The sequence below is a fragment of the Nocardia sp. MH4 genome (genome assembly GCF_019266065.1).
GTDB classification, from domain to species: Bacteria; Actinomycetota; Actinomycetes; order Mycobacteriales; family Mycobacteriaceae; genus Nocardia; species Nocardia canadensis.
In genome coordinates this window covers 19,976-31,367 of sequence record NZ_LPNR01000058.1, presented here as the reverse complement: position 1 = coordinate 31,367, position 11,392 = coordinate 19,976, and the positions used below count along the sequence as shown (strand labels likewise).

At 70.0% G+C, this 11,392-nt stretch carries 11 protein-coding genes and 1 pseudogene; 5 read left to right on the top strand and 7 right to left on the bottom strand.

The features are described 5' to 3' along the window. The 3 genes and pseudogenes from ATM97_RS04250 to ATM97_RS04240 form a co-directional block, all read right to left on the bottom strand. A pseudogene (locus ATM97_RS04250) lies at positions 1-619 on the bottom strand (hypothetical protein); the annotation flags it as partial. 201 nt (positions 620-820) lie between these two features. Beyond that, positions 821-1,735: an SDR family oxidoreductase gene (locus tag ATM97_RS04245; RefSeq protein WP_218716613.1), complete on the bottom strand. Its 915-nt coding sequence runs from the start codon at positions 1,733-1,735 to the stop codon at positions 821-823. Between the two features lie 137 nt (positions 1,736-1,872). Continuing rightward, positions 1,873-2,649 carry an SDR family oxidoreductase gene (locus ATM97_RS04240; protein WP_218716612.1) on the bottom strand — a complete coding sequence of 259 codons (777 nt, stop codon included), beginning with the start codon at positions 2,647-2,649 and terminating at the stop codon, positions 1,873-1,875. Positions 2,650-2,718: 69 nt separating this feature from the next. On the opposite strand from ATM97_RS04240, the gene ATM97_RS04235 reads away from it, so the two are divergent. The 4 genes from ATM97_RS04235 (at position 2,719) to ATM97_RS04220 (ending at position 6,321) form a co-directional block, all read left to right on the top strand. After that, positions 2,719-3,483, top strand: coding sequence for an enoyl-CoA hydratase family protein (locus tag ATM97_RS04235; protein WP_218716611.1), 765 nt, complete (start codon positions 2,719-2,721; stop codon positions 3,481-3,483). Between the two features lie 5 nt (positions 3,484-3,488). Next, a complete protein-coding gene (locus ATM97_RS04230; protein WP_218716610.1) occupies positions 3,489-4,367 on the top strand; it encodes a CoA transferase subunit A in 879 nt (292 codons plus the stop codon). Further along, entirely contained in the window at positions 4,364-5,164 is an 801-nt protein-coding gene (locus ATM97_RS04225; protein WP_218716609.1) for a CoA-transferase subunit beta, read from the top strand. The genes ATM97_RS04230 and ATM97_RS04225 overlap by 4 nt, the downstream gene beginning before the upstream one ends. A gap of 71 nt (positions 5,165-5,235) precedes the next feature. Then, complete coding sequence (locus ATM97_RS04220) at positions 5,236-6,321, top strand: nitronate monooxygenase family protein (RefSeq protein ID WP_218716616.1); 1,086 nt, start codon at positions 5,236-5,238, stop codon at positions 6,319-6,321. Positions 6,322-6,461: 140 nt separating this feature from the next. On the opposite strand, the gene ATM97_RS04215 is transcribed toward ATM97_RS04220, so the two are convergent. Both ATM97_RS04215 and ATM97_RS04210 read right to left on the bottom strand, forming a co-directional pair. Beyond that, the gene (locus ATM97_RS04215) at positions 6,462-6,926 is read right to left on the bottom strand and encodes a hypothetical protein (protein WP_218716608.1); all 465 of its coding nucleotides are present in this window, start codon (positions 6,924-6,926) and stop codon (positions 6,462-6,464) included. Positions 6,927-7,008: 82 nt separating this feature from the next. Further along, positions 7,009-8,970: a molybdopterin-dependent oxidoreductase gene (locus ATM97_RS04210; RefSeq protein WP_218716607.1), complete on the bottom strand. Its 1,962-nt coding sequence runs from the start codon at positions 8,968-8,970 to the stop codon at positions 7,009-7,011. A 187-nt stretch (positions 8,971-9,157) separates the two neighbouring features. Here ATM97_RS04210 and ATM97_RS04205 point away from each other — a divergent pair, with 187 nt between their 5' ends. Continuing rightward, on the top strand, positions 9,158-9,493 hold the full coding sequence (locus ATM97_RS04205) for a hypothetical protein (protein WP_218716606.1): 336 nt from the start codon (positions 9,158-9,160) through the stop codon (positions 9,491-9,493). Positions 9,494-9,547: 54 nt separating this feature from the next. On the opposite strand, the gene ATM97_RS04200 is transcribed toward ATM97_RS04205, so the two are convergent. After that, positions 9,548-10,708 carry an acetyl-CoA C-acetyltransferase gene (locus tag ATM97_RS04200; RefSeq protein WP_218716615.1) on the bottom strand — a complete coding sequence of 387 codons (1,161 nt, stop codon included), beginning with the start codon at positions 10,706-10,708 and terminating at the stop codon, positions 9,548-9,550. Positions 10,709-10,754: 46 nt separating this feature from the next. After that, entirely contained in the window at positions 10,755-11,366 is a 612-nt protein-coding gene (locus ATM97_RS04195; RefSeq protein WP_218716605.1) for a TetR/AcrR family transcriptional regulator, read from the bottom strand. Positions 11,367-11,392: the final 26 nt, after the last annotated feature.

Genomic DNA, 11,392 nt, shown 5'->3' with positions numbered 1-11,392 from the left:
CGGCCGAACCGGTCGCGAGCACGGCGCCCGCGCCCGCCGAACCGGTACCGAGGACCGCGGCGACGCCCGCCGAGCCGGTGCCGAGAATCGCGCCGACGCCGGCCGAACCGGTACCGAGCAGCAGGCCGAGACCGGCCGAACCCGTGCCGAGGACGGCGCCTGCGGCGGCCGAGCCCGCCGCGGAACCGGCAGCCGCGGAACCCGAGGCGGACCCGGTTCCGGCGACGTCCTTCTTCGGGATGTCCTGGGCGACCTGGCCGGGAATGGTCAGCGGCTGCCACTCACCCTCGCCGGCGACCTGCGCACCCGCGGGGTGCGGTGGATCGGCCGGGCCGGCGGGATCGGCGCCGGTGTCGCTCTGGCCGCTGTCGCCTTGCTCGCCGCCGCCGGAACCGCTGGGGAGCCGCAGTTCGGCGGGCTTGCCGTTGCCGGTGTGCTGACCGCCGTTGTTCTGACCGCTGTCACCGTTGCCCTGGCCACTGCTGCCGCTCCCGGGCGCCTGAGCGGCGGGAGTCGGTGGCTTTTCCGGTGCGGCGACGGCGACCGCCGGCCCCAGTAGAGCAGAACCGGCCAGCACACTCGCAGCGGCAAGTACGCGCAAGATGCGACCAACGGCCATGCGCTTGTCATCCCCTTAGTATTTCAGCGCAGCATTACCCCCGGTCGCGACACATTCCGGGATCGACGAACAGTAGCCCATAGTAAACCCACCCCTGCTTCCACGCAGAAGAGAGCAAGAGTCGTCCAGCCCCCTGAACGTGTGTGACATGCCATAAGCGCAGGCCGGGGAGGTTTCCCCGGCCTGCGCTCATGGAGTTTGCTATGCGCCGTACACCGGCTCCGGCGGAGTGCTCTTCTCGATCAGTTCGGCCACCACCGGACCCAGTTCCGCGGGGTTCCAGCGGGCGCCGCGGTCGACCGGGGCACCGTGGCGCCAGCCCTGCGCGAGTGCCACCTTGCCGCCCTCGACCTCGAACATCCGGCCGGTCACCCCGGCCGACTCGGTGCTGCCGAGCCACACGACGAGCGGGGAGATGTTCTCCGGCGCCATGGCGTCGAAGCCCGAATCGGGGGCGGCCATGGTGTCGGCGAAGACGGTCTCGGTCATTCGGGTGCGGGCCGCGGGCGCGATGGCGTTCACGGTCACGCCGTAGCGGCCGAACTCGGCCGCGGCGGTGAGGGTGAGACCGGCGATACCGGCCTTGGCCGCGCCGTAGTTGCCCTGCCCGACGCTGCCCTGCAGACCGGCGCCGGAGCTGGTGTTGATGACGCGGGCGTCCACCGGACGACCGGCCTTGGACTCACCGCGCCAGTACTCGGCCGCGTGCCGCATGGTGGCGAAGTGGCCCTTGAGGTGCACGCGGACCACCGCGTCCCATTCGTCCTCGCCCAGGTTGACCAACATCCGGTCGCGCACGAAACCGGCGTTGTTGACCAGCACGTCGAGCCCGCCGAAGGTGTCCACGGCCTGCCGGATCAGGTTGCGGGCACCCGCCCAGTCGGCGACGTCGTCGTAGTTGGCCACGGCCTGGCCACCGGCGGCGACGATCTCGTCGACGACCTGCTGGGCCGGGGTCTCGGTGGTCGCGGCGCCGTCGAGCGCGGTGCCGACGTCGTTGACCACCACGCGCGCGCCCGCCGCGGCGAAGGCCAGCGCGTGCGCGCGGCCGATCCCGCGGCCTGCGCCGGTGACGATGACGGTGCGGCCCGCGCAGATCTGCTGCTGGTCGTCCATAGGAAAGCTCCTGTTTCTCTGGCGGCTGGCGCCGCGGGTTTCGGCCTCGTGACCTCGCATCCGAGGGGCGACACTGCGCCTTCGGCGTTCCGTCCCGCCCCTCGGATGCGAGGCGGCCGAAACCGAGGTGGTCGGGTCTAGTGGTTGGCGTTGGCGGCGTCCAGGAAGGCCGGGCGTTCGCCGCCGCCGTGGACGAGCAGGGTGGCGCCGCTGATGTGCGCGGCCAGCGGGGAGGCCAGGAAGATCGCGGCGCTGCCCACGTCGGCGGGGCTGGCCAGCCTGCCCAGCGGGACGGTCCGGCCGACGGCGGCCACCCCGTCGGCATCGCCGTAGTGGAGGTGACTGAGTTCGGTCTCCACCGGGCCGACGACCACCGAGTTCAGCCGGACCTTGGGCGCCCATTCCACGGCCAGCGAGGACGCCAGGTTGTCCAGACCCGCCTTGGCCGCGCCATAGGCGGCCGTGCCCGGCGACGGGCGGTGCCCGCTGACGCTGGTGATCATCACGATCGAGCCGCCCGCGTCCTGCTTCTGCATCGCCGCGTTGGCGTGCTGGGAGATCAGCAGGGGCGCGAGCAGATTCAGCTCGATGATCTTCTGATGGAACCGCGGGCTCGCGGCGTCGGCCATGGCGAACGGCGCACCGCCCGCGTTGTTCACCACATGGTCGACCCGGCCGTGCCGATCGAGGATCTGCTCGAACAGCGCGGCGACGGCGTCGGGATCGCGCACATCGCAGGAGAAGTGCTCCGTGCCACGCTCGCCCACCGTGATCGGCTCGTCGGCGGGCCTGCGCGCGCAGGTCAGCACGGTCGCGCCCGCGGCGAGGAAGGCCCGGCTGATACCGGCGCCGACACCGCGGACGCCACCGGTCACCAGAACGATCTGCTCGGAAAGGTCGATTTCTACAGCCACCGTGCTAACCTACCAAGCAATTGCTTGCTTTGTCTCGGGTTCGCCGGGGCGCGCACGATGGGACTTGCGATGGGGATAAACCGTCACACCGAAACCGAGGGCGTCGAAGTCGTCACAGTCGACTACCCGCCGGTCAACGCACTACCGTCCGACGGTTGGTTCGCCCTGGCCGACGCGGTCCGGGCGGCAGGCCGTAATCCGGAGACCCGGGTGGTCGTGCTGCGGGCCGAGGGGCGCGGCTTCAACGCCGGCGTCGACATCAAGGAGATGAACGCCGACACCGGCCACACCGCGCTGATCCGCGCGAACCACGGGTGCTTCGACGCCTTCGCGGCCGTCTACGACTGCGAGGTGCCCGTGGTGACCGCCGTCAACGGCTTCTGCCTGGGCGGCGGCATCGGCCTGGTCGGCAACTCCGACGTCATCATCGCCTCCGACGACGCCACCTTCGGCCTGCCCGAGGTGGACCGGGGCGCGCTCGGCGCGGCCACCCACCTGGCCCGGCTGGTCCCCCAGCACCTGATGCGGACCATGTTCTACACCGCGGGCAAGCTCACCGCCCAGCAGCTGCACCACTTCGGCTCGGTGTACCAGGTGGTGCCGCGCGCCGAACTCGACGCCGCGGCCATGGAGGTCGCCAAGAACATCGCGAACAAGGACGGCCGCGTGATCCGGGCCGCCAAGCGCGCGCTCAACGGCATCGACGTGCAGGACGTCCACCGCTCCTACCGCTACGAGCAGGGCTTCACCATGGAGCTCAACCTCGCCGGTGTCGCCGATGAGATCCGGGCGCGTTTCGACGACGATCTCGCCGCGCAGAAGAAGGAGAAGTAGACGCCATGCGCGACAAGAGAATGACGCTCGACGAGGTCGTCGGCGAGCTGCGCAGCGGCATGACCATCGGCATCGGCGGCTGGGGCTCCCGGCGCAAGCCGATGGCGCTGGTGCGCGCGCTGCTGCGCTCGGACGTCACCGACCTGACCGTGGTCACCTACGGCGGCCCCGACCTGGGCCTGCTGTGCTCGGCGGGCAAGGTGCGCAAGGCGTACTACGGCTTCGTCTCGCTGGATTCTGCGCCCTTCTACGATCCGTGGTTCGCCAAGGCGCGCACCGAGGGCGCGATCACCGTGCGCGAGATGGACGAGGGCATGGTCAAGTGCGGTCTGCAGGCCGCGGCGGCCCGGCTGCCGTTCCTGCCGATCCGGGCCGGACTGGGGTCCTCGGTGCTGGACTTCTGGGAGGGCGAGCTGAAGACGATCCAGTCGCCGTACCCGGCCGCCGACGGACGGACCGAGACGCTGGTCGCGATGCCCGCGCTGAACCTCGACGCCTCCTTCGTGCACCTGGACCTGGCCGACAAGCACGGCAATGCCGCCTACACCGGCGTCGACCCGTACTTCGACGACCTGTACTGCCTGGCCGCCGAGCGGCGCTACGTCTCGGTGGATCGCCTGGTCGAGACCGAGGAACTGGTGAAAGCCGTTCCGCAGCAGTCGATCATCCTCAACCGCATGCTGGTCGACGGTGTCGTCGAGTCGCCCGGTGGCGCGCACTTCACCTTCTCCGGCAGCTACGGCCGCGACGAGAAGTTCCAGAAGCACTACGTGGCCGCCGCGCAGACGCCCGAGTCGTGGGCCGAGTTCAAGGCTCGCTACCTGGATGTCTCCGAAGCCGAATACCAAGCCGCCGTCCACGCTTTCGCCGAGGAGCAGAAATGAGTTCAGCATCGCTAGGCGATTCCGTGAAGGGTGGCGGCCTGGAGACGGGCGGGCCCATTACTCGTGCTGAGGTCTGCGTCGTCGCCGCCGCGGAGATCTTCCGCGGGGCCGGTGAGATCATGGCGAGCCCGATGTCGACGGTCACCACCATCGGCGCGCGACTGGCCCGGCTCACCTTCGAGCCCGATCTGTTGCTGTCCGACGGCGAGGCGCTGTTCTTCGCCGAGGTTCCGGCGATCGGCGCGAAAGCCCCCGTCGAGGGCTGGATTCCGTTCTCCAAGGTGTTCGACGTGGTGGCCTCCGGCCGTCGGCACGTGGTGATGGGCGCCAACCAGATCGACCGGTTCGGCAACCAGAACCTGTCGGCCTTCGGTCCGCTGCAGCAGCCGACCCGGCAGATGTTCGGGGTGCGCGGCGCGCCGGGCAACACCATCAACCACGCCACCAGCTACTTCGTGCCCCGGCACAACAAGCGGGTGTTCGTCGACCAGGTCGACATCATCTCCGGCATCGGCTACGACCGTATCGATCCCGAGAACCCCGCCTATCGCTTCCATCACCTGCACCGCGTGGTGACCAACCTGGGCGTGTTCGACTTCAACGGTCCCGACCACACCCTGCGCGCGCTGTCGCTGCACCCGGGCGTGAGCGCCGACGAGGTCGCCGAGAACACCTCCTTCGAGATCGCCGAGCTGGGCACCGCGGGCGAGACCAGGCTGCCCTCCGAGGAAGAGCTGCGGATCATCCGTACCGTGCTCGACCCCAAGGGTTTCCGGGAGAAGGAGGTGGCGGCGTGAGCGGTCAGCGGCCGGAGGCGGCAACCGAGCGTGACCACGCGGCCCGCCCGAGCACGCCGAGCGGAGACAATGTGAGCGCGCGGCTGCGGACTCCGCTGACCGAGCTGGTCGGCATCGAGCATCCGGTCGTGCAGACCGGGATGGGCTGGGTCGCCGGTCCGCGCCTGGTCGCGGCCACCGCCAACGCGGGCGGCCTGGGCATCCTGGCCTCGGCCACGATGACCTACGAGGAGCTCGAGGCGGCGATCGCCAAGACCAAGTCGCTGACCGACAAGCCGTTCGGCGTGAACATCCGCGCCGACGCGACCGACGCCACCGAGCGCATCGACCTGCTCATCCGCGAGCGGGTCAAGGTCGCTTCCTTCGCGCTCGCGCCCAAGAAGGACCTGATCGCCAAGCTCAAGGACGCCGGTGTCGTGGTGGTGCCGTCGATCGGTGCCGCCAAGCACGCGGTGAAGGTGGCCTCCTGGGGCGCCGACGCGGTGATCGTGCAGGGCGGCGAGGGCGGCGGGCACACCGGCCCGGTCGCCACCACGCTGCTGCTGCCGTCGGTGCTCGACGCCGTCGACATCCCGGTGGTCGCGGCCGGTGGCTTCTTCGACGGTCGCGGCCTGGCCGCCGCGCTGTCCTACGGCGCGGCCGGTGTCGCGATGGGCACCCGCTTCCTGCTCACCCAGGAGAGCACCGTCCCCGAGGCCGTGAAGCAGGAGTACCTGGCGCGCGGCCTGCAGGACACGGTGGTCTCGGTGAAGGTCGACGGCATGCCGCACCGGATGCTGAACACCGAACTGGTCGAGAAGCTGGAACACTCCGGCGGCTGGCGCGGACTGTCCGCCGCGGTCGGCAACGCGGCCAAGTTCAAGTCCATGACCGGCATGAAGTGGTCGACGCTGATGCGCGACGGCCTCGCGATGCGCAAGACCAAGGACCTGAGCTGGTCCCAGGTCGTGATGGCGGCGAACTCGGCGATGCTGACCAAGGCAGGCTTGGTCGAGGGCCGTACCGACGCGGGCGTGCTGCCCGCGGGCCAGGTCACCGGCATCATCGACAGCCTGCCGACCGTGGCCGAGTTGATCGACGGCATCGTCACCGACGCCGTCGCCCGGATCGCGGCCGTCTCGGCGCTGACCATCGAGCCCGCCGCCGAAGCCCACTGACCCGGAGCCGTACCCGGCTCCCTCCCCGAGCTCGCCCCGATCGACGGCCCAGAGCCAACCGTCGGTCCCCTGGGGCGATCGAACACCGGACCCGGTGTCGCACTCACGAGGTGCGCATCGGGTCCGGTGCGCTTTTCGGCTCAGAGCGCGAAGACGGTGAACTGCGTGGTGGCGGGTAGATGTGCCAGCGGCGTGGTGCGCACGGTCGCCTCGATCCGGCCGGGGCCGGTGGCCAGTACGACGCCGACCGCGGGGCCGGTCTGCCCGGCGGGCCCGCCCACGACGACGGTCGCGACCGAACCGCTCGCACCGGTGTCGAGATTGCGCCAGTCCACCGTGGCGGTGACCGAGCAGCCGCTCTCGTGCGAACCGGGCGTCGCGCTCCAGAAGGTGCCGCGCAGATACACCGCGGCCTCGCCCGGACCGCTGTAGTCGCTGGGGCCGGGAATGGCGGTGCCGTCGACCTGCCCTGCGCAGGTCCAGCCGGTGGCCAGGGTGTAGGTGGGGGCCATCGTCGTGGCGGCCGAGGCCGCCGTCGTCGTGCCGAGAAGTAGTCCGCAGGCCGCTGCCGCCACGATCGCGGCACGGCCGAGGTGCTGATGCATCGCTGTCGTCCCTTCGTCGCCGTTCGGGTTCGATCCAGCGTGGCACCTTCGGTCGCGGATCACCAGCACCGACCACCCCGCGTCAGCGCGGCCGCACCTCGACGCGGTTGTCGTGGAAGACCGCGCCGCCGCCGTAGTCCGAATCCCGTTCGGCGATGGTCGCGTTGACGGTGGCGCCGTTGGTGAACTTGGCCCAGCGGCCCTTCGTCGTCCCGGCGACGCCGGGGCGGACCCGGTCCGAGACCTCGGCCACCGCCTCGAACGACCCGCGCGCGTTGGACACCAGGACCGGCTCGCCGTCGGTGATACCGCGAGCCGCGGCGTCGTCGGGGTGCAGCGTGATGGTGGATTCGCCGGCTCGGCGGCGCAATTCGGGATTGCCGCCGAAGGAGGTGTTCAGGAAGTAGTGCGAGGCGGCGGAGATCAGCACCAGTCCCTCGCCGGGGTCGGCGGGCGGGGTGTAGTCCGGGAGCGGATCGTGGCCGGCCAGTTCGGCACGCGCCGAGACGAATTGCAGCTTGCCCGCCGGGACCGAGCCGGGCTGGATCTTGAGGAAGCCGTCGGCCCTGAGCCGGTCGAGGTCGTGGCCCTTCAGCAGCTGCCTGGCCAGTTCCTCGTCGGAGTCGTAGAGCGCCGGTTCGGTGAGACCGAGGCGGCGGGAAAGCCTGCGGAAGGTCTCGGTGGTGGACAGGCATTCGCCCGGCGGCTCGACGGCGGGCTCGTTCCAGACCAGGTAGAGGTGGCCGTAACCGGCGATCACGTCGAGGTGCTCGGGCTGCATGGTGGCGGGCAGCACGATGTCGGCGTAATCGACGGTGTCGGTGCCGAAATGTTCGAGCACGACGGTGAACAGGTCCTCGCGGGAGAGCCCTTCGATCACCCGGCGCTGATCGGGATTGGAGCCGACCGGATTCGCGCCGATCACGAACAGCGCCTTGACCGGCGGGTCCTCGGTCTCGAGCAGGGCCTCGCCGAGCCGGGTCATCGACAGGGTGCGCACCGGATGCGGCAGCAGATCGTCGCGGACCAGCGCCGCGTCGTCGAGCCGGAAATGACCGCTGGTCGAATAGTGCAGTCCCCCACCGGGAATCGCCCAGTCGCCGGTGACACCGGGCAGGCAGGCCAGCACCCGCAGCGCCATGCCGCCGCCCGCGTGCCGCTGCATGCCCTGGGACGCGCGGATGGCGGTCGGCCGGGTGCGGGCGATCCGCTCGCCGAGCGCGACGATCCGCTCCCGCGGCACGCCGGTGATCGCCGCGGTGCGCTCCGGGGTGAATTCCATGACCCGCTCGCGGAATTCGGGCCAGCCCTCGGTGTGCTCGGCGATGAACCGGTCGTCCTGCGCGCCGAGCGAGACGATGACGTGCAGCAGCCCGAGCGCGAGCGCCGCATCGGTGCCGGGCAGCGGGGCGATGTGCTCGTCGCAGCGCTCCGAGGTCTTGGTGCGCACGGGATCGATCGAGACCAGGTAGGCGCCGCTGTCCTGCACGAACTTCCACAGATGGTGACCGGAGGTGAGCGGGTTGGTGCCCCACAGCAGGATCAGCTCCGACTTGGCGAAGTCCTCGGGGTCCATGCCGCCGGAGGTGCCGAGGGTGTAGCGCAGGCCGGTGCCGCCTGCGACGGAGCAGATCGTCGCGGCGTGATGCGAGGCACCGAGGACGTTGAACATCCGGCGACCGGGATAACCCTCGAGTCCCTGCAGGTAGCCCAGGCTGCCGGTGCCGTGGAACGGCCAGATCGCCTCGCCGCCGAACTCCTCGACGATGCCGGTGAGCCGAGTGGCGATCTCGTCGAGCGCGTCGTCCCAGCTGATCCGCTCGAAGCGGCCCGAGCCCTTGGGTCCGACCCGGCGCAGCGGATAGCGCAGCCGGTCGGGCGAGCCGACCTGCTCGAGATAGCGATTGACCTTGACGCACAACGCGCCACGGGTCACCGGATGGTCCTTGTTCCCCCGCAGCCCGGTGGCCTCGCCGTCTTCGACGGTCACCACCCACGAGCACGCGTCGGGGCAGTCGAGCGGGCACGCGCCGAGCACCTTCACCCGTTCATCGTAAGCCGGGGGTACGACACCCGCCGGGCGGCGATCAGGGGTAACACCAACCGGCAGGAATGTGATGTAAGTCACGTAAGGGTGGTTTCGCGGACGCGTCATCACCGGAGATCTAGACGCGCGGAGGCCCTGCCACAGGTCGGGGCATCGTGCCCCCACGCTTGGTGGGAGGTAGGAGATGAGAACGTTCGGCAAGAAATTGATGGTGAGCGCGTCGGCGGCAACGCTGCTCGGCGCGGGGGTGGTGATGGGCGCGGCGCCGGTCCAGGCGCAATGGGGTCCGTCGGGATGCTCGGCCTATCCGGTCAACAACACCTCGGCGTACTCGCAGTGTTATTGGCCGATCCGGCATCAGGTGCGGATCGAATGCAGGCAGTGGTGGGGCTGGTTCGGCAGCAGCTGGGCCACCTACGAACGCCGCGGCAACATGGCGTGGGACGGCCAGCAATCCTGGGCGCACTGCGACTTCCCGGGCACGCTCCAGCGATGGGATGTGGTGACCTATTGGTGGTGAACGACGTGTGGTCCCCGGCGGAAATCCGCCGAGGACCACCAGAACTCGTCCGGACTACTTGTCCGCGTCGAGCCGCTCGATGATCGTCACGTTCGCCGTGCCGCCGCCCTCGCAGATGGTGAGCAGACCGTAGCGGCCGTTCACCCGCTCCAGTTCGTTGAGCAGGGTGGCGAACAGCTTGGCGCCGGTCGCGCCGAGCGGGTGCCCGAGGGCGATGGCGCCGCCGTTGACGTTCACCTTCGCCGGATCGGCGCCGATCTCCTTGATCCAGGCCAGCACCACGGGCGCGAAGGCCTCGTTGATCTCGATGACATCGATGTCGTCGATGGTCAGGCCGGTCTTCTCCAGCGCCCACTGGGTGGCCGGGATCGGCGCGCTGAGCATGAAGATCGGGTCGGCGCCGCGCGCGCTGACGTGGTGGATGCGGGCGCGCGGGGTGAGGCCGTATTCCTTGACCGCCCACTCCGAGGCGAGCAGGGTGGCGCTGGCGCCGTCGGAGATCTGGCTGGCGACCGCCGCGGTGAGCGGGCTGCCCTCCGACAGCGGCTGCAGACTCGCCATCTTCTCCAGGCTGGTCTCGCGCGGACCCTGGTCGACGGTGAAGTCGCCGACCGGCACGATCTCGTTGTCGAAGCGACCCGCGGCGATGGCGGCCTTGGCGCGCTCGTGGCTCTGCAGCGCCCAGCGCTCCATGTCCTCGCGGGTGATGCCCCACTTCTCGGCGATCATCTCGGCGCCCTTGAACTGGGAGACCTCGCCGGTGCCGTAGCGCGAATCCCAGCCCTTCGCGCCGATGAACGAGGACTCGAAGCCGTACGGCTTGCCCGCGAGCATGGCGGCGCCGATCGGGATGGCGCTCATGTTCTGCACGCCGCCCGCCACGATGACCTCGGCGGTGCCGCTCATGATGGCCTGCGCGCCGAAGTTGATCGCCTGCTGGCTGGAACCGCACTGCCGGTCGACGGTGACGCCGGGCACCTCTTCGGGGTACCCCGCGACCAGCCACATGGTGCGGCCGATGTTGCCCGCCTGCGGGCCGAGGTTGTCGACGCAGCCGACGATGACGTCGTCGACGATCGCCGGGTCGATGCCGGTGCGCTCGACGAGACCACGCAGCGCGGCCGCGCCGAGATCGGCGGAGTGCACCTCGGCCAGCGCGCCACCACGCTTGCCGACCGCGGTACGCACCGCATCGATCACATAGGCCTCCCGCAGCGGGGTATAGGGGCGGCGCTCGGCGGATGCGGTCATGATGGAACTCCTATTTCGCGGTGCTCCCGGGCACGGTCAGCCCGTCGAGCACGATGGTGAGATATTGCTGAGCAAGGCTTTGCACGGTGATCGGGCCACCGGGGGTGTACCAGCGCACCGCGACCCACACGGTGTCGCGCAGGAAGCGGAACGCCAGTTCGACGTCGAGTTCGGGCCGGAAGCTGCCGTCGGCGACGCCGGCGGTGAGCACCCGGTGCCACAGGTCGCGGAACTCGGTGTTGAAGTCGCGGATGTAGGCGAAACGCTCCACATCGCGCAGGTTCTTGGCCTCGGCCTGGTAGATGGCGACCGCGGCGTGGTGCCGGTCGAAGGCCTCGTAGGAGGCGATCACCAAGGCTTCCAGGGTCTCTCGCGAGCTCAGTCCGGCGGCCGCGATCTCGCGGTAGCGGCCGAACAGGTCGTCGAGGAAGCCGCGCAGGATCTCGTCGACCATCGACTCCTTGGAGTCGAAATGGTGGTAGAGGCTGCCGGAGAGGATGCCCGCCGAGTCGGCGATGTCCCGCACCGTGGTGGCGCGCAGTCCACGCTCGGCGAACAGGTTCGCGGCGAGGTCGAGGAGCTCGGTGCGGCGAGAACGTTTCACGGTGTCGGATGCGGTCACAACGTCATCCTACAACCAAGCATTTG